18 protein-coding genes are annotated in these 26,226 nt (G+C 62.2%); 8 read left to right on the top strand and 10 right to left on the bottom strand.

Going from position 1 to position 26,226, the window contains the following annotated elements; all coding sequences use genetic code 11:
- Window positions 1-85: 85 nt before the first annotated feature.
- From BUE15_RS06680 to BUE15_RS06670, 3 genes are all read right to left on the bottom strand, one after another.
- Complete coding sequence (locus BUE15_RS06680) at window positions 86-418, bottom strand: low molecular weight protein tyrosine phosphatase family protein (protein ID WP_073282380.1); 333 nt, start codon at window positions 416-418, stop codon at window positions 86-88.
- Between the two features lie 144 nt (window positions 419-562).
- Window positions 563-1,945, bottom strand: a complete 1,383-nt coding sequence (locus tag BUE15_RS06675) for a DEAD/DEAH box helicase (protein ID WP_073282618.1) — start codon at window positions 1,943-1,945, stop codon at window positions 563-565.
- 200 nt (window positions 1,946-2,145) lie between these two features.
- A complete protein-coding gene (locus tag BUE15_RS06670) occupies window positions 2,146-3,339 on the bottom strand; it encodes a THUMP domain-containing class I SAM-dependent RNA methyltransferase (protein ID WP_073282378.1) in 1,194 nt (397 codons plus the stop codon).
- Window positions 3,340-3,458: 119 nt separating this feature from the next.
- Here BUE15_RS06670 and BUE15_RS06665 point away from each other — a divergent pair, with 119 nt between their 5' ends.
- The 4 genes from BUE15_RS06665 to BUE15_RS06645 all read left to right on the top strand — a co-directional run bounded on the left by BUE15_RS06665 (window position 3,459) and on the right by BUE15_RS06645 (window position 9,200).
- On the top strand, window positions 3,459-3,833 hold the full coding sequence (locus tag BUE15_RS06665; protein ID WP_073282376.1) for a hypothetical protein: 375 nt from the start codon (window positions 3,459-3,461) through the stop codon (window positions 3,831-3,833).
- Between the two features lie 354 nt (window positions 3,834-4,187).
- Complete coding sequence (locus tag BUE15_RS06655) at window positions 4,188-5,591, top strand: sugar MFS transporter (RefSeq protein WP_073282372.1); 1,404 nt, start codon at window positions 4,188-4,190, stop codon at window positions 5,589-5,591.
- Window positions 5,592-5,717: 126 nt separating this feature from the next.
- Window positions 5,718-6,746: a UDP-N-acetylmuramate dehydrogenase gene (murB, locus tag BUE15_RS06650; protein WP_073282370.1), complete on the top strand. Its 1,029-nt coding sequence runs from the start codon at window positions 5,718-5,720 to the stop codon at window positions 6,744-6,746.
- 135 nt (window positions 6,747-6,881) lie between these two features.
- Window positions 6,882-9,200, top strand: coding sequence for a phospholipase D-like domain-containing protein (locus BUE15_RS06645; RefSeq protein WP_073282368.1), 2,319 nt, complete (start codon window positions 6,882-6,884; stop codon window positions 9,198-9,200).
- Window positions 9,201-9,274: 74 nt separating this feature from the next.
- Here BUE15_RS06645 and rlmF read toward each other — a convergent pair whose 3' ends face one another.
- The 4 genes from rlmF to BUE15_RS06625 all read right to left on the bottom strand — a co-directional run bounded on the left by rlmF (window position 9,275) and on the right by BUE15_RS06625 (window position 14,757).
- Entirely contained in the window at window positions 9,275-10,198 is a 924-nt protein-coding gene (gene rlmF / locus BUE15_RS06640) for a 23S rRNA (adenine(1618)-N(6))-methyltransferase RlmF (protein ID WP_073282366.1), read from the bottom strand.
- 73 nt (window positions 10,199-10,271) lie between these two features.
- Window positions 10,272-12,689 (bottom strand): endonuclease MutS2, encoded by a 2,418-nt coding sequence (locus BUE15_RS06635; protein WP_073282364.1) that lies wholly within the window; start codon window positions 12,687-12,689, stop codon window positions 10,272-10,274.
- A gap of 171 nt (window positions 12,690-12,860) precedes the next feature.
- Window positions 12,861-13,619 carry a TIGR02757 family protein gene (locus tag BUE15_RS06630; RefSeq protein WP_073282362.1) on the bottom strand — a complete coding sequence of 253 codons (759 nt, stop codon included), beginning with the start codon at window positions 13,617-13,619 and terminating at the stop codon, window positions 12,861-12,863.
- Between the two features lie 136 nt (window positions 13,620-13,755).
- Window positions 13,756-14,757 (bottom strand): LysM peptidoglycan-binding domain-containing protein, encoded by a 1,002-nt coding sequence (locus BUE15_RS06625; RefSeq protein ID WP_084548871.1) that lies wholly within the window; start codon window positions 14,755-14,757, stop codon window positions 13,756-13,758.
- 279 nt (window positions 14,758-15,036) lie between these two features.
- On the opposite strand from BUE15_RS06625, the gene kdsB reads away from it, so the two are divergent.
- Entirely contained in the window at window positions 15,037-15,783 is a 747-nt protein-coding gene (gene kdsB / locus BUE15_RS06620) for a 3-deoxy-manno-octulosonate cytidylyltransferase (protein ID WP_073282360.1), read from the top strand.
- A 120-nt stretch (window positions 15,784-15,903) separates the two neighbouring features.
- Here the strand turns inward: kdsB and BUE15_RS06615 are convergent, their stop codons facing one another.
- Window positions 15,904-18,015, bottom strand: coding sequence for a glycoside hydrolase family 97 protein (locus BUE15_RS06615; protein WP_073282358.1), 2,112 nt, complete (start codon window positions 18,013-18,015; stop codon window positions 15,904-15,906).
- A gap of 537 nt (window positions 18,016-18,552) precedes the next feature.
- On the opposite strand from BUE15_RS06615, the gene BUE15_RS06610 reads away from it, so the two are divergent.
- The 3 genes from BUE15_RS06610 to BUE15_RS06600 all read left to right on the top strand — a co-directional run bounded on the left by BUE15_RS06610 (window position 18,553) and on the right by BUE15_RS06600 (window position 24,494).
- Window positions 18,553-19,641, top strand: coding sequence for an efflux RND transporter periplasmic adaptor subunit (locus BUE15_RS06610; RefSeq protein ID WP_073282356.1), 1,089 nt, complete (start codon window positions 18,553-18,555; stop codon window positions 19,639-19,641).
- Window positions 19,642-19,867: 226 nt separating this feature from the next.
- Window positions 19,868-23,065, top strand: coding sequence for an efflux RND transporter permease subunit (locus BUE15_RS06605; RefSeq protein ID WP_073282354.1), 3,198 nt, complete (start codon window positions 19,868-19,870; stop codon window positions 23,063-23,065).
- Window positions 23,058-24,494, top strand: coding sequence for a TolC family protein (locus tag BUE15_RS06600; protein ID WP_073282614.1), 1,437 nt, complete (start codon window positions 23,058-23,060; stop codon window positions 24,492-24,494). The genes BUE15_RS06605 and BUE15_RS06600 overlap by 8 nt, the downstream gene beginning before the upstream one ends.
- Before the next feature lie 98 nt (window positions 24,495-24,592).
- On the opposite strand, the gene BUE15_RS06595 is transcribed toward BUE15_RS06600, so the two are convergent.
- Together BUE15_RS06595 and BUE15_RS06590 are read right to left on the bottom strand one after the other, a co-directional pair.
- Window positions 24,593-24,937: a translation initiation factor gene (locus tag BUE15_RS06595; protein WP_073282352.1), complete on the bottom strand. Its 345-nt coding sequence runs from the start codon at window positions 24,935-24,937 to the stop codon at window positions 24,593-24,595.
- 150 nt (window positions 24,938-25,087) lie between these two features.
- Window positions 25,088-25,957, bottom strand: a complete 870-nt coding sequence (locus tag BUE15_RS06590; RefSeq protein ID WP_073282350.1) for a diacylglycerol/lipid kinase family protein — start codon at window positions 25,955-25,957, stop codon at window positions 25,088-25,090.
- Between the last annotated feature and the right edge of the window lie 269 nt (window positions 25,958-26,226).

Here is a 26,226-nt window from a genome sequence, read left to right as displayed (position 1 = left end):
ACCCCGAAGCGGCGCTTCGGCTTACCGAACCAGCACTGCGCAGTGCCGCTTCCCCGACCAAAGCGCCGCTTCGGGGTACGGCGCGCTACAGTTCCGGCAGGTGCTCCCGCAGCCGTTCGCGCAGCAAGTCCTGCAGAATGTGGTCCATGAACTGAAACTTGTCGGGGATGCGCAGCGTGACGACGGGCTTGCCAGCCAGCGCCTCCGGAAACTTCTGCCGCAGCAGGTCGGCGTGCTTACGCTCCATCACAAACACCACATCGGCCCAGCCCAGGTGCCCCGCCGTGACGCGCACCCGCGCCCCCGGCTCGGTGCCGGCCGAACGCGCCTGATACACCGCGTGCCCCTCAAACAGCCACTCGGCCGTGAGGCTCCGCCAGCGGTTCTGGCTGCAGATGAAGAGGAGTTGCTGGGGCATATCTACAGGATACATAAAACGTCATTCCGAGCTTGCCGTGGAATCTTGCGTGCTGATGTCGAAATGGTATTCAGACATCAGCACGCAAGATTCCTCGGCAAGCTCGGAATGACGTTCTGGGGTTTACCGGTTCTTGTACTGATTCTATTGCACTATCGAGACGCGCACTTTCTTGCCTTTCACCTTGGCGCCTAGCAGGCGCTGCACCACGTCCTGCACCTGGCCGCGCGGCACGGCCACGTAGCTGTAGTAGTCGAACACTTCGATGTGGCCGACCTGCTCGCGGGCTACGCCGCCCACGTTCACGAAGGCGCCTACCAGGTCGTGGGCACTGACTTTGTCTTTCTTGCCGGCCGTCACGTGAACCGTCACGTTTTCGGGTTTGGGGGCTTTGGGGGCAGCAGGCGGCAGCTTGGGCGCCTTCATGTCGCTCCACTTGATGCTGTCGGCGACGGGCCATTTCTTCACGTGGGACTGCTCCTTGGGTGTGGCCAGGATGTGGGCCGTGCCGGCGGCACCAGCGCGGGCCGTGCGGCCGGCCCGGTGCTGGAAGCCGTCAGCTTTGTCGGGGGCATCGTACTGCACCACGGTGTCGAGCAGGGTCACGTCGAGGCCGCGGGCGGCTACGTCGGTGGCTACCAGCACCTGGCTGGAGCCGTTGCGCAGCTTCAGCAGGGCTTTGTCGCGCTCCGGCTGGGGCATTTTGCCGTGCAGCACTTCGGCCGCCACTTCACGGCCCTGCAGGAAGCGGGCCAGCTCCATGCACCGCTCCCGGGTGTTGCAGAAGATGAGGGCGCGGCCGGTTTCGGGCTGGCGCAGGATGTGCAGCAGCGCGGCCGGCTTCAGCTCAATCGGGCCGACGTGGCCGAGCAGCGTGAGGTTTTCGGGCAGCCGGTCCTCGTCCTCCCCGAGGTTGATAACGCGGGGCCGCGTCAGGTTTTTGCGGATCAGCTCCAGCACCTTATCCGACATCGTGGCCGAGAACAGCAGGGTCTGGCGGCGGCGGGGCAGGCGCTTCACAATCTCCACCAGCTCGTCCTGGAAGCCTAGCTCCAGCAGCTTGTCGGCTTCGTCGAGTACCAGGCTTTTGAGCTGGTTCGGGATGATGGTGCGGCGCTCCAGGTGGTCGAGGAAGCGGCCGGGCGTGGCTACCACAATGTGCGGTGCCTGCGTGAGGGAAGCCTTTTCTTCGCCGAAAGCGTGGCCACCGTAGAAGGCGGCTACCCGCAGATTGGGCAGAAATTTACCCATTTTCTTGAGAGCGTCGCGCACCTGCAGGGCCAGCTCGCGGGCGGGCACCAGCACCAGCATCTGCACGGCGTCGTTCTTCACGTCAACCTGCTGCAGCAGCCCGAGGCCGTAGGCGGCAGTTTTGCCGGAGCCGGTGGGCGCCTGACCGGCCACATCCTGCCCATCGAGCGTGAGCGGAAGCACCTGCTCCTGCACGGGCGTGGGCTGAACGAATTGCAGCTCTTCGAGGGCTTGCAGAAGATAAGGCGCGAGGCCGAGGTCGGCGAAGGAAGGCATAAACTTGGAATTAGCCTGCAAAGGTACGCGGTTCCGCCTCACCCTTCAGACAACACGCCAAAAGAGCGGCCGGCCGCCTGAACAAGTCCTGCAAAAGCCTGTCATCCTGAGCGCAGCGAAGGACCTTATCACGTTGACCAGAATCGTTCTGGCGTGGCAAGATCCTTCGCGCTGCTCAGGATGACAGGCGTGTATAGAGCCTACTCCTGGGTTTCGGGCGCTGGGGTGCGGCGGCTGCCGCGGTACAGCTCGTACTTCAGCAGGCGGCAGTCGATGGCGCCGTTGAAGAGCGGGATGCGGCGCGAGGCTTTCAGGCCGACGCGCTTGGCGGCTTCCAGGTTGCCGGTGAAGATGAAGGCGTCGTAGCCCTGGAAGTTGGTTTTGAGCGTGTCGCCGATGGTTTTGTAGAGGGCATCCATCTCGGCTTCCTCGCCGATTCGCTCGCCATAGGGCGGGTTCATCACCACAATGCCCGGCTCGCCTTTGGGGGCGGTGGCCTCTTTCACGTCGCGCACGGCGAAGCGGATGAAGTCTTCGAGGCCGGCAGCTTCCACGTTTTCGCGGGCCAACTCGATGAACTCCGGCGACAGGTCGGAGCCATAGAGCAGGGCCTGGGGCTCGTCGAGGCGGGCCTGCTCGGCATCTAGGCGCACCGATTCCCACAGGGCCTTGTCGAAATCGGGCCAGTTCTCGAAGCCGAATTTGCCCTGATGGTACAGGCCCGGCGCAATGCGCTGGGCAATGAGCGCCGCTTCGGTGAGCAGCGTGCCGGAGCCGCACATGGGGTCTACTACCGTTTTTTTGCCGTCCCAGTCGGCGAGCAGCAGGATGCCGGCGGCCAGGGCCTCGTTGAGCGGGGCCACGTTGGTTTGCTGGCGGTAGCCGCGCTTGTGCAGCGACTCGCCGGAGGAATCGAGGCTGAGTACCACCTCGTTTTCGAGCATGTGCAGGTGCAGCCGGATGTCAGGGTTCTTCACGTCGACGCTGGGGCGCTGGCCGGTCCGGTCCCGGAACTGGTCGACGATGGCGTCTTTGGTGAGCTGGGCCACGAACAGCGAGTGCTCGAACGTGGAGTTGTTGACGACCGAGGTAATGGCAAACGTCTGGTCGGGCTGGATGTAATCCTGCCAGTTGATGCGGCCTACTTCGCGGTACAGTGCCTTCTCGTTGGGGGCGTAAAAGCCGGCGAAGGGCCGCAGGATGCGCACGGCGGTGCGGCACCACAGGTTGGCCTCGTAGCAGAGCTGCATGTCGCCCACAAACTCCACGGCCCGCTGGCCAATCTTCTCGATTTCGGCCCCCAATTGGTACAGCTCTTCGGCCAGAATTTCTTCGAGCCCGAACTGGGTGGTGGCAGTCATGTAGAACGGAGCGGAGCGGCGGGCCTGGGCCATACGAAGTCGGAAAACGAAGTGAAGCGGCAAAGGTCGGGAAAGTAACGGGCTTCGGCTATACCACACCTATCTTTACCCGGCGCTGACTACCGTCGGGGCCACCTGTTACTTTTATTTCAATGAAAGAGCTACTACGCCGAATCCGGCTGATTACGCCCTTTGCCCTGGAATTACCGGTTGATACAGCGCAATTTTTGCAGCGCCTGCAGCCACACGTGGCACCGCCGCACCTGAATCCGTTCGGCCGGCTGGGCCGCATTTTCTCCCCCACGGTTGCCCCGTATTGTGGCGTTGTGCGGCCTGAGTTCATCCAGTTGAAACCGCGCCCCGACGGCCACCAGTTCTATCTGCCTACTTTCGAAGGCCTGGCTCTGCCAACTCCGGCAGGCACCCGGCTGGAAGGGGAAATAAACGGCGTGTCCCGTAGATTCCTGTTTTTTGCCCTTTTCTACGTGGTGGGAATGCTGTTTTTTCTCGTAACGCTCATCACCTAGGACCAGGGCTTGACCCTGGCCGGCGGGCTGGTTTTGCTAGCTGCGGTTCTGTTATCAGGCTTTTTCTTTGTTGGTCTGCCGTACATCATGCTGCGCCGAGGTATGCAGAAAGTAACATTCGAACTGGAGCGGAACCTGTTTTACTTTATACAGCAACCGACAGCCGAAACCAAAACGAAATGGCTTTCTACCAGCAGGCGGGCCTATTGGCCAATTCGACTCGCTAAGAATTTCCGCTGCCGCCGGCAAGCGTGGCAATAGCCGAGCCCCACGCGCCCATGCCGTACCCGGCACGCTTCAACTGCGCATTACCCTCTATCTTTAAGGCGTTCCTATACCCCTCATTCTGCCTGCATGGCTGCTCCTCTTACTTCTTCTGCTCCCACCACAGCTGCCAGCGCCACCCGCTCCTACGCCGGGCCCATGGTGCTGATGACCACCCTGTTCTTCCTGTTCGGGGCCGTCACCAATTTCAACGACGTGCTCATGCCCTACCTCAAGGATGTGTGCCAGCTCACCGATTTGCAGTCGTCGGCGGTGCAGTCGGCGTTTTTCGGGGCGTATTTCCTGATGTCGCTGCCGGCGGGGCGGGTGCTGGAAAAGCTGGGCTTTAAGCGCGGCATTGTGCTAGGGCTGCTGGTGATGGCGCTGGGCGCGCTGCTGTTTGTGCCGGCGGCCAATTCGCGCACGTTCGGGCTGTTTCTGCTGGCGCTGGGCCTGCTGGGCGCGGGCGTGACGCTGCTGCAGGTGGCGGCCAACCCCTACGTATCGGTGCTGGGGCCGGCCCGCACGGCGGCCAGCCGCGTGAGCATCGTGGGCGTGGCCAACGGGCTGGGCGGCACCATCTCGCCCCTTATCGGCGGCCTGATTCTGTTCGGTGGCTCGGCGGTGCTCAAGGCCCGGCTGGCGCAGCTTCCGCTGGAAGAGCGCCTCACCCAGGAAGCCGCCCTCGTAAAGCCTCTCTACCTGGGCCTGGCCGTGTTTCTGGCGGTGCTGGCGGTGCTGTTTTTCCTGGTGCGCCTGCCCGAAATTGAAAGCATTCCGGCCGATGAAGAAGCCGCGGCCGCGCAAGCCGCCGCCGAAACCGGCCGCCGCTCCGCCCTCGACTTCCGCCACCTGGCGCTGGGCGTGGTGGCCATTTTCACGTATGTGGGCGTCGAAGTAGGCCTGGGCTCGTTCCTGATTCGCTACGGCGAAAGCCAGAACATCAGCCAGCTCAGCGGCTTCACGCAGGAGCTGGTGCGTGGCCTGAGCGTGGCTACCAGCTGGGCCGCCGCGCTGTTCGGCAACACCCCCGACCCGATTGATACCAGCGCTGGCTTCACCAAAGCCGTAGGGGCCGTGCTGGTATCGTCGTACTGGTTTGGGCTGATGGTAGGCCGCATCATCGGGATTCCGCTGCTTACCCGCTTCGATGCCCGCAAATTGCTGGTGGGCGTGTGCGCTGCCGGCACTCTGTTCGTGCTCCTGTCCATCTTCAGCCACGGCGAAACGGCCCTGTGGCTGGTGGTGCTCTGCGGCCTCTGCAACTCCATTATCTGGCCTGTAGTGTTTCCGCTGGCCATTACGGGCCTGGGCAGGTTCACCAAGCAGGGCTCGTCCTACCTGATTATGGCCATTGTGGGCGGAGCCGTCATTCCGCCGCTGATGGGCCTGGTGGCCACCCACGGCGGCGGCCTGCGCGTGGCGTTTGTGCTGCCGGCCCTGTGCTATGCCTACCTGCTCTACTACGCCGTGAGTGGCTACCGCGTGCGGTAATTCGCGTGCTTCCTTCCAATAATCTGCGCCGCCCCGGCCTGCCCACGTTGGCGGTGCCGGGGTGGCGTGTTTCATAGAGCGCCGGGCCCCTTACCTTTGCCGGGCAACCTCCTTACCGCTCCTGCTATGGCTTCGGCTCCCGTTCTCGAACACGACGTTTCGCTCCGCCCCTACAACACCTTCGGCCTTGAGGTAAAGGCCCGCCTGTTTGCCCGTTTCTCTTCCGTGGATGAGCTGCGGGCCCTGCTGGCTTTGCCCGAGGTGCAGCAAAGCGAGAAGCTGGTGCTGGGCGGCGGCTCCAATCTGCTGTTCACCAAGGATTTCGAGGGCGTAGTGCTCAAAAACGAAATCCGGGGCCTGGAAATCATCAGTCAGGATGATGCCTCGGCGCTGGTGCGGGCCGGGGCCGGCGAGAGCTGGCACGGGCTGGTGCAGTACGCGCTGGACCAGGAGCTGAGCGGCATCGAAAACCTGTCGTTGATTCCGGGCACGGTGGGCGCGGCGCCGCTGCAGAACATCGGGGCCTACGGCGCGGAGCTGAAAGACACCTTTGAGCAGTTGGAGGCGCTGGAAACCGCTACCGGCGAGCTGCGCACGTTTTCGGCGGCGGAGTGCGGCTTCGGCTACCGCGAAAGTGTGTTCAAGGGTGCGCTCAAAAACCAGTTCATCGTGACCGGCGTGCTGCTGCGCCTGCACCGCCAGGCCCGCCCCAACGTGCGCTACGGCGACATCCAGACTACGCTGCAGGATATGGGCGTGGCCGGCGAGCCCACGCCGCGCAACATCAGCGAGGCCGTGAGCAGCATCCGGCGCAGCAAGCTGCCCGACCCCGCCCAGATCGGCAATGCCGGCTCGTTCTTCAAGAACCCGGAAATCTCGCAGGCCCGCTTCGACGAGCTGAAAAGCCAGTACCCGGCCCTGCCCGGCTACCCGGTACCCGGCGGCGTGAAGGTGCCGGCCGCCTGGCTGATTGAGCAGTGCGGCTGGAAAGGCCTGCGCCGCGGCCCCCACGGCGTGCACGACCGGCAGGCGCTGGTGCTCGTGAACCACGGCGGCGCCCAAGGCCAGGACATCCGCGACCTGGCCTATGAAATCATTGCTTCGGTGCGCGAAAAGTTTGGGGTGGAGCTGCACCCCGAAGTGAATATTATGTAAGCCGCCGGCCGCTTCTTCATCCAGACTTTATACTGCACAGCCCACCTTGCAGCTGGCTGAATTCTGCCCGAAAATCAGGATATTTACAACCTGCTTCACTCTGAATAACAGTTATTTCCCACACGTACTTCTTCTATGAAGAACTTTACTCTTCTGGCTTTGCTCTGCAGCATGGCCGCATTCCGGCCGGCCCAGGCCCAAACGGCTATTACCATTGCCGCCGCGCGGGCGCAGGCTCCGGCCTTCAACACGTCCGGCGCCACCGTCACGGTGCGCGGCATCGTCACGAACGGGCCCGAGCTGGGCGCCATCCGCTACATGCAGGATGGCACGGCCGGCATAGGAGTGTACTCCACTACCCTGACCAACGGCGTCGTGCCCGGCGACTCCATTATCGTGACGGGCACACTCAAGGACTTCCGGGGCCTGCTGGAGCTGGACCCCGTGTCGTCGTTGACGGTGCTGGCCGGCAACCGGCCGCTGCCCACGCCCGTGGCGTTTCCGGCCGGCGGCTTCACAGCCGCTTTTGCCGAGCAGTATGAGGGCCAGCTGGTGCGCCTGAACGGCGCTACGTCCATCACCACCACGACCGGCTCGCCCGTCACCTCGTTCAGCAGCACCACGTTCCGCATCAACAACAACGCGGCCACGGTGCTTTACGTGAATGCCGCTTCTACCGGCCCTTACGGCCTGATTGGCAAACCCTCGCCTACCGGCACTTTCGATGCGGTAGGCATCATGAGCCAGTTTACGACTACGGCGCCCGGCCCTACCGGCCCGGGCTACCAGCTGCTGCCCCGACTCTACGCCGATTTCCTGCAGGGCAACACGCCTAACGTGCTGAACACGCCTTTCCCGACGAACATCACCACGTCGGGTTTCACGGTGCACTTCACCACGCAGAACCCCGGCAACACCCGACTGGAGTACGCCACTACGGCAGCCGGCCCGTTCACGGCCGTGAGCAGCACCACCAACACCACCGACCACAGCCTGGCTATTTCGGGACTCTCGCCGGCCACGGTGTACTACGTGAAAGCCAGCTCCACCAACGCCACCGGCCTTTCCGAGTCGCGGGTGGTGCCCATGATTACGGCTTCGCTGTCGTCGGGCAAGATGCGCACTTACTTCACCAACCCGGTGAACAACACCTACGCGCTGCCCGGCAACAACGCCCTGTTTCTGCCCAGCGGCGCCGTAGCCGATACGCTGGCCCGCTACATCGGCCGCGCCACCACCACCCTCGACATTGCCATCTACAACTGGAACAGCCCCACGATTCTGGCGGCCGTGAATGCCGCTCACGCCCGCGGCGTGCGGGTGCGCGTGATTTATGAGGACGACAACAACAACGTGAGCGTACCGGGCCTGACCGCGGCTATTGCCAGAACGGGCCGCACCCAGACTGGCTCGGGCACGATTCAGGGCATCATGCACAACAAATTCGTCATCATTGATGCCGAAGACACGAACCCCAACGTGCCGTGGGTGTGGACCGGCTCCACCAACTGGACGCAGGCGCAGCTTTCCACGGACCGCAACAACGTCATCGTGATTCAGGACCAGGCCCTGGCCCGCGTGTACAAGATGGAGTTTGAGGAAATGTGGGGCGGCAGCGGCGCCACCACCGGCGCCGTGAAGTTTGGCTCGCGCAAAACCGACAACACGCCGCACTACCTCAACATCGGGGGCAAGCTGGTAGAGTCGTGGTTCTCGCCGACCGACAACGTGAACGGGCGCCTCATCGACGCCATCCGCACCGCCGACAACGACCTGCACATTGCCACAATGCTCAACACGCAGACCGACATCGGGCGTGCCATCCGCGACCAGGTGCTGCTGCGCAACCTTGCAGCCTGCTCCGAGATGCTCAATAACGACACCAGCTCTACCAATGCCGGCAGCGTGTTTCGCCTCGTGCGCCAGGCCATGGGCACCCGCGCCATGGTGAAAAATACGCCTGGCATCATGCACCACAAATACGCCATCATTGATGCCGGCGCCTCACAGTCGGACCCGCAGGTGTTTGTGGGCTCGCACAACTGGAGCCTCTCGGCCAACACCGAGAACGACGAAAACACGCTCATCGTGCACGATGCCCGCATCACGAACCAGTACTACCAGGAGTTTGCGGCCCGCATTGCCGAGCAGAACCGGGGCGTGCAGGTCTGCAACCTGATTCTGTCGAACAAAACCGCCACGGTGCAGCAAAGCAGCGTGCAGGTATACCCCAACCCCACGCGCGGCCAGTTCTCGCTACGTCTGGAAGCCACCAAAGCCCGCACCGCCACCATCACGCTGCGCGACGTAACGGGCCGCGTCGTGCTGGAGCAGACCCGCGCCCTCAACGGCCAGGACGTCGCCATCGACGGCTCGCAGCTGAAAGCCGGCCTCTACCTGGTACAGATTGTGACGCCCGAGTCCACGCAGGTTAGCCGCGTGGTAGTGGAATAGTCAGATAGAAGTAGCACAACAAAAAGGCCGCCCCCGTTCGGGAGCGGCCTTTTTGTTGTTAGCCGGTTGCTGTCTTACTTCCAGCGGCGGGCGGCCCAGGCGTGCTGCTGCTCGGCGTCCTGAAACGTCCAGGCCACGAGGCGGCTGGCTTTCTGGCCGTGCACCAGCTCGATGGTTTTCACGTCGAGGGCGGCGGTTTTGGAGAGGAAGTAGTGGATGCTGCGCAGGGTTTCCTTTTTGGAGATGAGCGACGTGAACCACAGCACCCGCGAGGCCAGCGGCACGCTCTGCTCCACCATGCGGCGCACAAATTGCTCCTCCCCGCCTTCGTACCACAACTCCGTGTTGCGCCCCCCGAAGTTGAGCGTGGGTTCGGGCGTTTTGGCGTAGCCCAGGTTGCGGCCTTTGCGCTGGCTACCGGCCGCCGCTTCCTCAGCCGACGAATGGAACGGCGGGTTGCACACCGTCAGGTCAAACTCCTCGCGGGGCTTCACGATGCCGTCGAAAATATCAGTAGCATGGTACTGCTGGCGCAGCTCGATGCGGCCGGTCAGCACCGGATTGGCAGCTACCATGTGCTTGGCTGCCTTTAGGGCCACCCCATCAATATCGGAGCCCACGAAGTGCCAGTTGTACTCCCGCGTCCCGACGATGGGATACACGCAGTTGGCGCCCACGCCCACGTCCAGCACATGCACGGCCTTGCCCTGCGGCACCGTACCGCCGTTGGCGGCGGCCAGCAGGTCGGCGGCGTGGTGCAGGTAGTCGGCGCGGCCGGGAATGGGCGGGCACAGGTAGCCGGCCGGAATGTCCCAGCTGGCCACGCCGTAGAACTGCTTGAGCAGGGCCTGGTTCAGGGCCTTCACGGCAGCGTAATCAGAGAAATCAATGCTTTCGTCGCCGTATTTGTTGGGGGCCACGAAGGGCGCGAGGGCCGGACTGGCGGCAATAAGCTGCGGAAAATCGTAGCGGGCGGAGTGGCGGTTGCGGGGGTGCATGGGTTTGTTCGAAAAGCAAGAACCCGCTACGCGTTGCCTAGCGGGTTCTTTAGGGAAATTATGTGACTGGGCGCTACTTCAGCACGGCCACCGTGGCACCGTCGCCGCCCCGGTCGGCGTGCTCGTCGGCGACGCTGGCCACCTGGCGGGTGCGGTGCAGATAGTCGCGCACCACCTGGCGCAGCACGCCGTTGCCGCGGCCGTGCAGAATCTTGATTTCCGGCACGCCCAGCATCACGGCATCGTCCACGTAGGACATGATTTTGTTGAGGGCGTCTTCGGCCCGCTCGCCGCGCAGATCCAGCGTGGGGCTGAAACCGGACATCTTGCCCGTGGTGTCGAAGCCGGAATACTGGGCCGGGGCGCGGCGGGCGGCATCCTTCTCCCGCTCCCGGATTTCGGCGCGCGTCAGCTTCTCCAGCTGGCTGACTTTCACGATGGTTTTCATGCCGCCGAAGCTCACCTCGGCGGTTTTGCCCTTCACGCTCATCAGCTCGCCGTAGCCTTCCTGCCCGATAAGGGCCACTTTGTCGCCGGCTTTAAGCGTACCGGCTTCGGCCAGCTCGCGGGTGGCTTTGGGCTTGGGCGGCTCAATCTGCAGCTTCTCGCGCACAAACGTATCGAGCTTGCCACGGGCCTCCTTGGTTTTCTCCTTGTCGGCCTGGCCGAGGCGGATTTCCTGGATGGTGGCTTCGATCTGCTGGTTGGTATCCTTCAGGAGCAGTTTGGCTTCCTGCTTGGCCTTGCGCAGCACGTCGAGCGTGGTGTCGTCGAGGTACTTTTTCAGGTCCTGGTATTCCTGGGCAGCTTTTTTGAGGCGGCGCTCCTGCTTGGCGGCTTCGGCGGTGCGGGCTTCGAGGTCGGCCTTTTCCTTTTCGAGGCCTTCCAGCAGCCGGTCGTAGCGGATTTTATCCTTGCCCACCAGCTGCGTGGCGCGCTCCACAAGCTGCTTCGGCAACCCGATTTTGCGGGCAATTTCGATGGCAAACGACGAGCCCGGCTTCCCGATTTCGAGGCGGTAGAGCGGCTGCAGTTGCTCGGGGTCGTAGCGCATGGCCCCGTTCACGATGCCCGGCGTGCGCTCGGCGTAGTTCTTGAGGTTGGTGTAGTGCGTGGTGATGACGCCAAAGCTGCGGGCCCGGTTCAGCTGCTCCAGCACCGACTCGGCAATGGCGCCGCCCAGCACCGGCTCGGTACCTGTCCCGAATTCGTCAATCAGAATCAGGCTGCGCTTGCCGGCCAGCGTCACGAACTGCTTCATGCTCAGCAAGTGCGACGAGTACGTGCTCAAATCGTTTTCCAGACTCTGCTCGTCGCCGATGTCCAGGAAAATATCATCGAACATGCCGGCTTCCGACCCTTCACCGGCCGGAATCAGCAGGCCGCACTGCAGCATATACTGCACCAGCCCCACCGTCTTCATGCTCACGGATTTACCCCCGGCATTCGGCCCCGAAATCAGCAGGATGCGCTGCTCCGGCGTGAGCTCAATATCGAGCGGCACGACTTCGCGCGGGTCGTCCTTGGCGTGGTTCTGGAAGGTGAGGTAGAGCAGCGGGTGGCGCACCTTTTTCCAGAGCATCTGGGGGCGCGGGTGCAGCGCGGGCAGCGTAGCTTCCAGCCGCAGCGCCAGGATGGCCTTGGCGCGCACGAAATCGAGCAGGCCGAGGTACTGGTAGGCTTTGCGCAGGTCCGGAATGTGGGGGCGCAGCTGGTCCGTCAGGGCCGTCAGAATCCGGATCAGCTCCCGCTGGTAGGCGTTTTCGAGGTCCTTGATATCGTTGTTGAGTTCGAACACGGCTTCCGGCTCAATGAACACCGTCTGCCCCGAGGCCGACTCGTCGTGAATCAGGCCTTTCACGCGGCGCTTGTGCTCGGCAATAACGGGCAGCACCAGGCGGCCACCCCGGATGGTGGGCTCGGCATCGCCCGGAATCCAGCCTTCGTTTTTGGCGTGGCGCAGAATACCGGCAATCTGCTTGCGCAGCAGACCCTGGCGTGTAATCAGCTCCTGGCGGAGCTGGCGCAGCAGTGGCGAGGCGTCGTCGCGCACGAGGCCTTCGTCGTCCACCACTTTGTCGAGGGCGGCCAGCAGGTTGCGGTCCACCTGCACCCCAATGCCGAGCAGGCGTAGGGTCGGGTACAGGTCTTCGGGGGCCTGCGTGAAGAAGGTGAGGGCCTGCCGGATGGTGCGCAAGCTCATTTTCACGGCGAAGAAGGCCGCTACGTCGAGGTAGGCGCCGGGCAGGCTGGCCCGCACCAGATGCGGATTTACGTCGTGGTAGTGCTGGGAAGGAAAGTCGGCCCCGCTATGCAGCAGGAAGCGGAACTCGTCGGTCTGGAGCAGGAGCTTCTGGAGCTGGTCGTGCTTGGTCTGGAAGCTCATCTTGGCCACAAACTGGCGGCCTAGCGGGCTCAGGCACAGGCCTTCCAGCATGTCGCGCAGCTGCGCAAATCCTATTTTCTGCTCGAAGTTCTGAGGAAGAATCAAATCAGGTAGTCGGTAATAAGTAGGCGGTAATCGAATGAGAATGCGAAGGTAAACATCCGCAGCGAGGGGAAAGATTCATTAACCGTAATGTAATCTAGGCGTTTTGCTGCGCGCCGAAACCAAGCATGGCTGCTTACTCGTTTTTGGCGCACTATGGGCGGCTGTGGAGCGCTACATCTCCCCTTCCACGCCCAGTCCGAATAAGGCAAAATCGTACTTCACGGGGTCCTTCGGGTCGAAGGTGCGCAAGTGGGCGGTAAGGTCTTCGGCAGCCAGCCAGTCCATCTGCTTGCGGTCCAGCAGGCCCAGGCGGCGCGCTACCCGCTCCACGTGCACGTCGCAGGGGCAGACGAGGTCAGCCATGGGCAGGCGCGTCCATAGGCCGAAGTCCACGCCCTGGTCGTCCTGGCGGACCATCCAGCGCAGATACATGTTCACGCGCTTGCAGGCCGAGCCGCGGGCCGGTGTAGCCACGTGCTTGCGGGTACGCTGGGGCGCGTCGTCGAGGCTAAAGAACAGGTTGTGGAAGTTCTCGATCCGCTCTTTCTGCGTGCGGCCGTGCAGAAACCCGTCTTCGAGCGTGTCATGGCCGGCGTAAAACCAGCGCAGCCAGTGCACGAAATACAACAGGTCGGTGTCGCAGAAAGTACGGTGGCAGAAGCCCAACAGACCCTTCAGGTCGTCGTCGGAGTGCTGAGTGATGAACTGGTAAGGCGCGTTGTCCATGCGACGCAGCAGCTCAGTTACCTTGCTGATGATGGTAGGCCGCCGCCCCCAGGCCAGTAGCGCCGCAAACAAGCCGCTGATTTCCACGTCCTGCCGCTGCGTGAAGCGGTGCGGAATCTGAATAGGGTCGTTGAGAATAAACGCCGGCTGGTTGTAACGGGCGTAGTTTTCCTCCAGTATAGTGCGGACCTGGGCGTGATTCATACTTGCGACAATAAAAGAACGTCATGCGGAGCGGAGCCGAGGCATCTCGCTAGTGTAGTAGAATCATTTACCACATTACCAAGATGCTTCGGCTCCGCTCCGCATGACGACCTGATTTTTAGATTCTTTCCTCGACTTACGGCACGTAGCTGGTTTCCACGCGGAAGCGGGCGTCGGGGGTGGCGAGGCGCTGCACGGCGCGGGGCGAGAGGCGCACCAGGATGTTGCTGTTTTCGCCGGTTTCGGGCAGCGGGCCAATCACGCGCACGTACACCGACTGCCCGTTCATGATGTTGCGCACCTGCATGATAGTGCCCACGGCGGCCGTTTTGTGCAGGGCCAGGTACTTGTCGGTGGTGCTGTTGGGGATGCTGGTGGCCAAGCCGCTTTCCGTCACGCGGTGCACGATTTCGCTGGCGCGGGTAGGCGTGCGGTCTTCCTCCTTCTGCTTGGGCGCGGCAGGAGTAGCAGCGGCCGTGTCGGGCTGCTTGCTGCTTTCCTCAGGGCGGGCGGGCGCGGGAGTTGGGCGGGCCGGAGCAGGCGTAGCGGCTACGGCAGGCTCGCGCGTGGCCGGAGCCGCCGGAGTTTCGCGGCGGGGCGGGGTGGTGCGGCTGCCAGCAGCCACAATCAGCGTTTCGCCCACGCGCACATTGTAGGCAGTGGTGAAGCCATTGAGACGGGCCAGCTCAGCGGGCGTGGTCTGGAAGCGGCGGGCAATGGCGTAGAGCGTCTGGCCGGCTTCTACCTTATACACGTGGTTGCCGCGGGCATCGGTGGGCAGGACACGGGCCGCCGCCGAGGTAGCCGGAGTGCCGCCGGCAGGAGCAGCGGCAGCCGTGGCTTTGGGCGCGGCCGGCGCGTTCATTACCGCCCGCTGGCGTGGCACCAGCACAATCTGGCCGGTCACCAGGGCACCGTTCTGGCCCGCGTTGGCCTCCACAATCTGATCTACGGGCACTTTATAGCGGCGTGCGAGGCCGTAGAGGGTTTCGCCGGGCGCCACACGGTGCTTGATCAGCATTTTGCCATTGCGGTACTCCACCCCGATGGAGTCGGGAGGGGTGACCAGGCCGGGAGCGGCCAGCGCCGAAAAACCAGAGAGAACAAACGCGGCGGACAGCAACGAAAATCGGGACATACAATCAACAGGCAAGGGCAGCAACGGACACTAAACGGCAAAAAACCGCTGCCGTGCATAAATTCTGCCGAAAGTTAGGGATTCGCGCGCAGTAGCCCAGCCTGATAGCACGACATCGGTTTTTTATTGCTCGTTTTCGGGAAAATCCAGGGTTTTACCCAGGCCTACGAAAACGCGCCGCCGGCGCGGGTCTGGGTGGCTAGCTCCGGCTTCTTGCCCCACATTAGCCGGCCCGGCAGTTTTTCCCGTTGTTTGTGTTTTCACCACCTGCTGCTTTCTATGCTCGCCATCGGCATCATTCCCGCCCGCTACGCCTCCACCCGCCTGCCCGGCAAGCCCCTCGTGGACCTCGGCGGCCAGTCCATGATTCAGCGGGTGGTGGCGCAGGCCCGCCAGTCCAGCCTGAGCCGGGTGGTAGTAGCCACCGACGATGCGCGGATTCTGGAGCATGTGCAGGGCTTCGGCGGCGAGGCCGTGCTGACCAACCCCGACCACCCCAGCGGCACCGACCGGGTGCGCGACGCCTATGAGCAGCTGGGCGTAGCCGCCGACTGCATCATCAATATTCAGGGCGACGAGCCGTTCATTCATCCGGCCCAGATTGATGCGCTGGTGCAACTGTTTGCCGTGCCGCCGCCGCCGCCGCTGGCCACGCTGGTGAAGCCGGTCGTCAGCAGCGAGGAGCTGTTTAGCCCGCACCTGCCCAAAGTAGTGCTCGATGCGCAGGGCAACGCACTGTATTTCAGCCGCCACCCCCTGCCCTACCAGCGCCAGCACCCCGAGACCGAGTGGCTGCAGCAGCACCGCTACCTGCGCCACATCGGCCTCTACGCCTACCGCCCCGACGTGCTGACGGCCATTACGCAGCTGCCGCCCTCGCCGCTGGAGCTGGCCGAAAGCCTGGAGCAGCTGCGCTGGCTGGAAGCCGGCTACCGCATCCAGACCGCCGAAACCGAGCTGGAAACCATCGGCATCGACACGCCCGAGGACGTGGAGCGGGCGTTGCAGCATCTGCGCGGGCAGTAGGTATACAAACAACCTGTCATCCTGAGCAGAGCGAAGGACCTTCCCACGCCAGAACGATTTTGTTCAACGTGGGGAGGTCCTTCGCTCTGCTCAGGATGACAAACGATTTTTCTAGCTTATCTACTTAACTTCCATCACGCTGATGGCGTAGCCGCCGCCCGGCGCGCAGTATTGCGCCAGCTTGGATTTGCGCGTTACGTTGAGCTTGCGGATGGCATAGGCCTGCGGATTTTTCTCGTAGTGCGCGTCCTTGCCGTCGGCGTAGATGGTGGCTACGTACTTCTTGCCGGGCTCCAGGAAATCGAACTTGATGGTGCTGGTGCGGCCCTGCTCGTCGCAGGAGCTGCCGATAAACCAGCTGCTCTTGCCCTTGGCTTTGCGCGCAATGGTCACGTAGTCGCCGGGCTCGGCTTCCAGCACTTTCGTGTCGTCCCAGTCCACGGCCACGTCCTTGATGAACTGGAAGGCGTCGAGGTGCTTGTTGTAGGTTTCGGGCAGGTCGGCGGCCATCTGCAGCGGGCTGTACATGGTCACGTAGAGGGCCAGCTGCCGGGCCAGGGTGCTGTGCACGAAGGAGTTGTTCTGCGGATTGTAGGCACTGACCTTGGTCTGGAAGATGCCCGGCGTGTAGTCCATCGGGCCGCCAATCAGGCGCGTAAAGGGCAGAATAGTGGTGTGGTCGGCGTTGTTGCCGCCAAACGACTCGTACTCGGTGCCGCGGGCGGCTTCGTTGCCAATCAGGTTCGGATACGTCCGGCTCAGGCCGGTGGGACGCACGGCCTCGTGCCCGTTCACCATGATTTTGTACTTGGCGGCTTTTTCCAGCACGTAGTTGTAGTGGTTGATCATCCACTGGTCGTAGTGCTTGTGGCCCAGCGGCACAATGTCGCCGACGTAGCCGGTTTTCACGGAGGTGTAGCCGTACTTATTCATGAACTGGAAGGCCGTGTCCAGGTGCCGCTCGTAGTTGCGCACCGAGCCGCTGGTTTCGTGGTGCATCATCATGCGCACGTTTTTGGCGGCGGCATAGCGCTGCAGCTCCTGCACATCGAAATCGGGGTACGGCGTCACGAAGTCGAACACGTAGTCCTTGTGCTTGCCGAACCAGTCTTCCCAGCCGGTGTTCCAGCCTTCGACCAGCACCGCATCAAACCCGTGCTGCGAGGCAAAGTCGATGTACTCCTTCACGTGGGCCGTGTTGGCGGCGTGCGTGCCGTTGGGCTTCACCTTGGTATAGTCGATGGAATCGAGCTTGATGTTCTCCTGGTTGGTGTACGACCAGGTGCTCTTGCCCGTAATCATCTCCCACCACACGCCCACGTACTTCACGGGCTTGATCCAGCTGGTGTCCTTGAACTTGGGGGGCTCGTTGAGGTTGAGCACCAGCTTCGAGGTCAGAATATCGGCGGCTTTGTCGCTCACAATCACCGTGCGCCACGGCGACTGGCAGGGCGTCTGCAGCAGGCCTTTGTCGCCGGCCGCGTCGGGCGTCAGGTGGCTTTCCAGCACGAAGTTCTGGTCATCGAGCTCCAGGTGCATGGCCGAGTAGTCGATGAGAGCCGCTTCGTGGATGTTGATGTAGAGGCCGTCTTTGCTCTTGAGCATGAGCGGCGTTTGCAGGCCCGTGGCCGAGAAAGGCGTCTGGGAGGCGTTGGGCGTGGTGGCCGCCTTCATCTTGCCCCGCACTTCGGAGAGGTTCGAGGTGACAGTGCTGTACTCCTGCGTGTCGTAGTCGCCGGGCAGCCAGAAGGCTTTCTGGTCGCCGTTGAGGGCAAACTGTGTCCGCTCCTCCTTCACCACGAAATAGGCCAGCTCCGGCTGGCGCGGAAACTCGTAGCGGAACCCCAGGCCATCATCAAACAGCCGGAACCGCACCCGCATTACGCGCTTGGTGGCGGTTTGGGTGAGCGTCACGGCCAGCTCGTTGTAGTGGTTGCGGATGGTTTTCACCTCGCCCCACACCGGCTGCCAGCTTTCGTCGGCGGTGCGGCGCTCGGCGGCGGTTTGCGTGAAGCCGCTGGTCAGGCTGGTGGTGCCTTTCAGGTCGAGGCCCAGCTTGCTGGTTTTCAGCACCGGGCGGCCTTTGTAGCGCAGGCTGTAGGTGGGCACGCCGTCGGCCTGCAGGTTCACGCTCAGCGTCAGCTGCTTGTTCGGCGACTGGATGTCCTCGGCGCGGGCCGTGCGCCACACCAGGCAGCACAGCAACAGCAGGGAAAGTCGGGAAATATTCATTCGGGAAAGATGGGAATGAAGGGAAACAAAATATCGGTACGGTGCTGCAAGTTCCGGCTTTGGCGGCGGGCCTGCTACCAGTGCGTTACCCGGTTTGCCTGCGCTATTGATTTTTAGCCCCGCTCCTGCTTTTCAACAGCCGATATTCTACCCTACGCGGCCGCGGCCTCGTTCGGGCAAACAGCGGCGCCGCCTTATCCACTGACCTTCAGCGGAAACGCGCCGGAACGGGCCGATGCAGCTGGCCCTGGGGCCCTGTACGCGCCGCGCGGCCCTGCCGGTAAGTGCGGCGCACCTTCATATCCTCTTCATATATGTGCGCCGTGCTTTGTGCCCGAAAGTACCTCAGCGTGGCTATGCACCAACAGAAATTCTCCCTGGCTTTCCGGCGGGGCCTTGCCCGGAAGCAGCGTCCAACGGTCCGCTTCAGCCCCTGACGCCGCCCCGGCAACCTCACGGCCGCGCCACTTCCCGGCCCGGCACCCCGGCCTGCCTAATCGGCCGGCCACTCTCCCCAAGGCTCACTATCCCACTTGTATGAAAAGAAGGTTCCTGCTCGCGCTGGTTGGCGCGGGCGTGCTGTGCGGCACGGCTAGCTGCTCCAAAAAACACCAGGAAAAAGAAGGCCACGTCAAGTTTCTGGTTACCAGTGCCCTGCAGAAAGACACCACGATTACCAAAGAGTACGTGTCGCAGATTCGGGCCTTTCAGCACATCGAGGTGCGCGCCCTGGAAAAAGGCTATCTGCAGAAGATTTACGTGGACGAGGGCCAGCACGTGCAGCAGGGGCAGCTGATGTTTCAGATTATGCCGATGGTGTACAAGGCCGAGCTGCAGAAATCGAAAGCCGAAGCCAACTACGTGAGCCTGGAGTACCAGAACACCAAGCAGCTGGCCGACAAGAACGTGGTATCGAAAAATGAGCTGGCGCTGGCCCAGGCCAAGCTGGACAAGGCCAACGCCGAAGTCGGCCTGGCCAAAACCCACCTCGACTTCACCACCATCCGGGCGCCGTTCAGCGGCATGATGGACCATTTCCAGGCCCGGCTGGGCAGCCTGGTGGATGAGGGCGACCTGCTGACCACGCTTTCCGACAACAGCAAGATGTGGGTTTATTTCAACGTGCCCGAGGCCGAGTACCTGGCTTACACGACTCGTGCCCGCACCAAAGACGAAACGCGGGTAACGCTGCGAATGGCCAATAATGAGGTGTTCAACCATCCCGGCGTCGTGCAGACCATTGAGGCCGATTTCAACAACGAAACCGGCAACATTGCCTTCCGGGCTACTTTTCCTAACCCCGAGGGCCTGCTGCGCAACGGCGAAACCGGTTCTGTGCTGATGACCGTGCCCCTGAAAAACGCCCTCATTATCCCGCAGAAGGTCACGTTCGAGGTGCTCGAAAAGAAGTTTGTGTACGTGGTGGACGCCAAAAACCGGGTGCACCAGAAAGAAGTGACCATAGGGGCCGAAATACCGGACCTCTACATCGTGACGGGCGGCCTGAAAGCCGGTGATAAGCTTCTGCTGGAAGGCATCCGGAAAGTGAAGGACGGCGACAAAATCCACTTCACCTACCAGGAGCCCAAGTCGGTGATTGCGCACCTGAAAGTGTATTCGGAATAAGGCGGGCATTTCCCGGAAGAAGAACGTCATGCTGAGCGAAGGCGCAGCCGCAGTCGAAGCATCTCTACCGCCAAACTAACCCCTCTTTATTGCACGATTTCCGCTCCATAGCCCAGGGTTTAAACCCTGGGCTAGTGAACCGTGCCACGAAGCGGTAGAGATGCTTCGACAAGCGGACGCCAGATCAAGCATGACGCCCCAATAGTCACGAATAGCTCCCTATTTCATGTTCAGTAAATTCATTCGCCGCCCCGTGTTTGCCATCGTTATTTCGGTGGTTATCATGTTCCTGGGGGTTCTGGCAATCAACACGTTGCCAACGTCCCAGTTTCCTGAAATCTCGCCGCCCATGGTGATGGTGAGCACGGCGTACCCGGGCGCCAGCGCCAAGGTGCTCACCGAATCGGTGCTGATTCCGCTGGAGCAGGCCATTAATGGCGTGCCGGGCATGAAGTACATGACCTCCGACGCCGTATCGGCCGGCGAGGCCAACATCCAGATTGTGTTCAACCTGGGCACCGACCCCGAGCAGGCCGTAGTAAACGTCAATACGCGTATTGCGCAGGTGCTCAACCGCCTGCCGGTGCTGGTGCAGCGGGAGGGGGTGGTGGTGAACCGCGTGGTGCCCAACATGCTCATGTACGTCAACCTCTACAGCAAAGACAAGAATACCGACATGCGGTACCTCTTCAACTTTGCCGGGGTGAACATGCTGCCCGAAATCCAGCGCATTGATGGCGTGGGCCGGGCCAGTATTCTGGGCTCCCGCCAGTACGCCATGCGCGTGTGGCTGAAGCCGGACCGTATGCGGGCCTACAACCTGTCGGTGGATGATGTGATGGAAGCCCTCAACGACCAGAGCGTGATTGGCTCGCCGGGCCGCATCGGTCGTTCCGACGGTAAGGAGGCCTCGGCGCTGGAGTACGTGCTGACCTACAAGGGCCGCTTCAACGACGTGGAGGAGTACAAGAACGTCATCATCAAGGCTAATTCCAACGGCGAAACGCTGCGCCTCAAGGATGTGGCCAACGTGGAGCTGGGCTCGGAATTCTACGACATCTACTCCAACCTCGACGGCTACCCCTCGGCGGCCATCATACTCAAGCAAACCTACGGCTCCAACGCCCTCGATGTAATCAAGAGCGTGAAGGCCAAGCTGGAGGAGCTGAAGAAAACCATGCCCCCCGGCATGGACTACAAGATCAGTTACGACGTGTCGAACTTCCTCGACGCCTCCACCGAAAACGTGATTCACACCCTGCGCGACGCCTTTATTCTGGTGGCCCTGGTGGTGTTCCTGTTCCTCGGCGACTGGCGCAGCACGCTGATTCCGATACTTGCCGTGCCGGTGTCGTTGGTGGGCGCGTTCATGGCCATGCAGGCGTTCGGGCTCACCATCAACATGATTACCCTGTTTGCGCTGGTGCTGGCCATCGGGATTGTGGTGGATGACGCCATTGTGGTGGTGGAAGCCGTGCACGCCAAGATGGAGGAAAAGCACCTCTCGCCCTACGGCGCGGTGCGCGAGGTTATCGGCGAAATCAGCGGGGCCATCATTGCCATTACCATCCTGATGACGGCCGTGTTCGTGCCGGTGGCCTTCATGAGCGGGCCGGTGGGCATTTTCTACCGCCAGTTCTCCATTACGATGGCCGCCAGCATCGTCATTTCGGGCATTGTGGCCCTGACGCTGACGCCGGTGCTGTGCGCCATGATTCTGAAGAACAACCACGGCCAGCCCCGCCCGAAAACGCCTATCAACCGGTTCATCGACTGGTTTAACCGCGGATTCGAGCGCCTGACCGGCCGCTACACCAACCTGCTGGAACGCCTGGTAGACCGCCGCGTGCTCACCTTCGCGGTGCTGATTGCCTTCGGGCTGGGCATCTTCGGCATCTCCACTACCCTGCCCTCGGGCTTCATTCCGGCCGAAGACCAGGGCATGATTTACGCCGTGCTCCAGACGCCGCCCGGCTCCACCCTGGAGCGCACCAACGACCTCTCGCAGCGCCTCCAAAAGCTGGCTGAGAAAGTACCCGGTATCGAAAGCATTTCCACGCTGGCCGGCTACGAAATCCTGACTGAAGGCCGCGGCTCCAACGCCGGTACCTGCATCATCAGCCTCAAGCCCTGGAACGAGCGCAAGGAATCAGTGCACGACGTGATACTGGCCCTGGAAGAGAAGGCCAAGGACATTCCGGGCGCCACCATTGAGTTCTTCGAGCCGCCGGCGGTACCGGGCTACGGCGCGGCGGGCGGCTTCCAGCTGCAGCTGCTCGACAAAACCAGCACCGGCGACTATAAGGCACTGGAAAAGGTGAACGAGGAGTTTATGGCGGCCCTGCAGAAGCGCAAGGAGCTGGCCGGTTTATTTACGTTCTTCTCGGCCAACTACCCCCAATACGAGCTGCAGATTGACAACCAGCTGGCCATGCAGAAGGGCGTGAGCATCGGCAACGCCATGAACACGCTGAGCATCATGGTGGGCTCCACCTACGAGCTGGGCTTCATCAAGTACCAGCGCTTCTTTAAGGTATTCGTGCAGGCTTCGCCCGAGTACCGCCGCCTGCCCAAGGACATTCTAGACATGTGGGTGAAGAACGACAAGGGCGAAATGGTGCCGTTTTCGGCCTTTATGAAGATTGTGAAGGGCCAGGGCGCCAACGAAATCAACCGCTACAACATGTATCCCACGGCCTCCATCCGTGGCGACGCCGCCCAGGGCTACAGCTCCGGCGAGGCCATCAAGGCGGTGCAGGAAGTGGCGGCCAAAACCCTGCCCCGCGGCTACGACATCGACTGGGGCGGCTTATCGAAGGACGAAGTGAGCCGCGGCAACGAGGCCATCTACATCTTCCTGGTCGTGATTGTGTTCGTGTACCTGGTGCTGGCCGCGCAGTACGAGAGTTTTCTGCTGCCGCTGTCCGTAATTCTGAGCTTGCCGGCCGGCATTTTCGGCTCCTTCCTGCTCATCAAAACCATGGGGCTGGCCAACAATATCTACGCTCAGGTGGGCCTCGTGATGCTGGTGGGCTTGCTGGGCAAGAACGCCGTGCTGATTGTGGAATTCGCGGTGCAGAAGCACGAGGAAGGCATGACGGTACGCGAAGCGGCCATTGAAGGCGCCAAAGTGCGTTTCCGCCCGATTCTGATGACCTCCTTCGCCTTCATTGCCGGCCTGATTCCGCTGGTATTAGCCCACGGCGCAGGTGCCATCGGCAACCGCACCATTGGCACGGCGGCGCTGGGCGGCATGCTGTTCGGCACCGTGTTCGGGGTAATTCTCGTGCCGGGCCTGTACTACGTGTTTGGCACGCTGGCCGCCGGCCGCAAGCTGATTCAGGATGAGAATGAGAATCCGCTGTCGGAATTCGAACCCCATGTTATTGTTGAAGAGGAAGTTCCGAGCCATGCTCATGCTTAAGAAACGCATCTACCAAGGCCTGAGCGCCACTCTGCTGGCCCTTTCGGTGGCCGCGTGCAAAACGCCCGAGCTGGCTACCAAAGCCGCCGGCCGCCCGGTACCCGCCAGCTACGCCACCACTACCACGGACAGCACCAACACCGCCCGCACGCAGTGGCGGCAGTTCTTCACTGACCCTCACCTCATCGGCCTCATCGATACGGCCCTGCAGCACAACCAGGAGCTGAATATCTCGCTGCAGGAAATCCAGATTGCCCGCAACGAGGTGCAGATCCGCAAGGGCGAATACCTGCCCTTTGTGGGCCTGGGCGCCAAGGCCGAAGCCGAACGCCCCAGCCGCAACACGCTGCCGGGCGCTACCGAGGAAGCTATCCGCATCCAGCCCGAACACCGCAACCCCGAACCGCTCCAGAACTACCAGATTGGGACGTTTGCCAGCTGGGAAGTAGACGTGTGGCACAAGCTGCGCAACGCCCGCAAGTCGGCGGCGCTGCGCTATCTGGCCACGGTGGAGGGCCGCAACTTCACGGTCACGAACCTGATTGCCGAAATTGCCACCTCCTACTACGAGCTGCTGGCCCTTGACAACCAATTGGCTATTGTGCGCCAGAACATTGAGCTGCAAACCAATGCGCTGGAGCTGGTGAAGCTGCAGAAGGACGCGGCGCGCACTACGGAGCTGGCCGTACAGCGGTTTGAGGCGCAGGTGCATACCACGCGCAGCCTGCAGTACACCATTCAGCAGCGCATCATCGAAACAGAGAACCGCCTCAACTTTCTGGTCGGCCGGTATCCGCAGCCCATCACCCGCACTGCCGCCGCCTTCAACGCCTTGCCGGCCACAACCATTCAGGCGGGCATTCCGACCCAACTGCTGCAAAACCGCCCCGACATCCGGCAGGCCGAGCAGACCCTAGCGGCCACGAAGCTGGACGTACAGGTAGCGCGGGCCAACTTCTACCCGGCACTGCGCATTACGGGCGGAGCCGGCTTCGGCGCCTTCAAGCCCGGGCTGCTGCTGTCGACGCCCGAGTCTATGCTGTATTCACTGGCCGGCGACCTGGTAGCGCCGCTGGTGAACCGCAACGGTATCAAAGCGGTGTACGGCAGCGCCAATGCCGTGCAGATTCAGGCGGCCTACCAGTATGAGCGCACCATCCTGAACGCCTACGTGGAGGTAGCCAACCAGCTGGCCAGCATCCGCAATCTGCAGCAGGTGTATGAGGAGAAAGCGCAGGCGGTGCAGGCGCTCAACCAGTCCAGTGCCATTTCCAGCAGCCTGTTCCGCTCGGCGCGCGCCGACTACACGGAAGTCCTGTTCACGCAGCGCGACGCCCTGGAATCCAGATTCGAACTGATTGAAACCCGGCTGCAGCAGTTCAATGCTACCGTAAATGTATACCGGGCATTGGGCGGGGGCTGGAAGTAAGCCGGGAGGTCAAGTAGCCTATAAAACAGAACGTCATGCTTCGACAAGCTCAGCATGACGTTCCAGGTTAAAGCAGGCGGGAACCACTCGGCTCTTTTCTACCCGCCGGCTTTCTTGGCTTTGTAGCCTTTTTCGAGCAGCACGGCCATCACCTTGTCGCGGAAGTCGCCCTGGATGATGATTTCGCCGTCTTTGGCGTTGCCTCCCACGGCGCACTTGGTTTTCAGCAGCTTGCCCAGCGTCTGCAAATCGGCGTCCTGGCCCACGAAGCCGGTGATGAGCGTGACCTGCTTGCCGCCACGCGACTTTTTGTCGAGCTGCACGCGCAGGTTTTGCTGCTGGGGCGGCAGCGTAGCGGCGGTTTCGTCGCCGGTTTCCTGGTACTCAAAATCGGGATTAGTGGAATATACCACGCCCTGACGGCGGTTTTTATCAGCTTTCATGAAAGAGTATCTGAAGAGTAGCGGAGTAACTGAGTAGGCTGCCGGTGTCTGTTCCGCGAAAGCAGCCAGATAGCAAAGCAAGACTTTTGCCGGCCGCTTCTACCAGACAGCGCCCGCAAATTTACTCAGTTACTCCGCTACTCCGGTACTCTACACCGCTACTTCCAGCGCCAATGGATGCAGCGCCACTTCGAAATCGGTAGCATCTTCCACGTAGTCGCCATCGACGTGGAAGCCCAGCGGCGTGGCCGCACGCACCAGCACGTGCCGCGAAGTATGGTACACGGCGCCGCCCGACACGGCCAGCGTGCCCAACGCCAGCCCCAGCCCCACACGCACTGCCCGCGGCAACGACAGCCCATCAATCAGGCACACATCGAGCAGCCCATCCTGAATGTCGGCGCGGGGCGCGATGTAGGCGTTGTTGCCGTACTGCGCGGCATTGGCGAAGGCCAGCACGTAGCAATGCGTATCGAAAAGCTCCTGGCCCTGCAGCGTTACCTGCACGGGCGTGGGCCGGAAGCGGCGGTACTCGCGCAAAGCCACTTTCACGTAGGTGCTGAGCCCGCGCGTGCCGGCCCGCGCAAATAGCTTGCTTACGTGAGCATCAAACCCCAGCCCAGCCGTGCAGAAGAAAGGCCGCCCGTTGATTTCGCCGGTATCGATGCGCTGGAAAGTGGGCTGGCAGACGCGGCGCACGGCCCCCGGCAAGTCCAGCGGAATGTGCAGGTGGCGCGCCAGGCCGTTGCCGGAGCCGCGCGGCACAATGCCCAGCGCCGCCTGCGTGCCCAGCAGCCCCCGCCCTACTTCGTTCACGGTGCCGTCGCCGCCCACGGCCGCCACCACCCGATAGCCTTCGGCGGCGGCCTGCCGGGCCAGTTCTTCGGCGTGGCCGGCATATTGAGTGGGCCAGATGGCGAATTCGGCGCCGGCTGTGGTGGCGTAGCGCGTCAGCAGCGCCGGCACATCCTGGCTGCGGTTGGTGCCGGAAGTCGGATTCAGGATAAAGCAGATACGCACGGGGAGAGTAACTGAGTAGCGGAGTACAAGAGAGTAGCCAAGACCCTGACTGGCCTACCGTGAGGGCAATACGTAGCCGGGCGGCACGAAGGAGTGGGGCGAAGAAAAGTAAATGTAAGGAGCCGGCAGCTTTGCTGTTTCCGGCCCCTGCGGACGCTGCGCCGCCTTCCCGCTCCTGTACTCAGTTACTCACCTATTCCGTTACTCGTTTGGTTTATCCGCAAACAAAAAGGGCTGCCCGATCGGGCAGCCCTTTTTGTTTGCGGATA

Source organism: Hymenobacter psychrotolerans DSM 18569 (genome assembly GCF_900142395.1).
In the GTDB taxonomy this organism is placed as follows: Bacteria; Bacteroidota; Bacteroidia; order Cytophagales; family Hymenobacteraceae; genus Hymenobacter; species Hymenobacter psychrotolerans.
The sequence above is the reverse complement of the archived record's forward strand: the minus strand, read 5'-3'. Positions and strand labels throughout refer to the sequence as shown.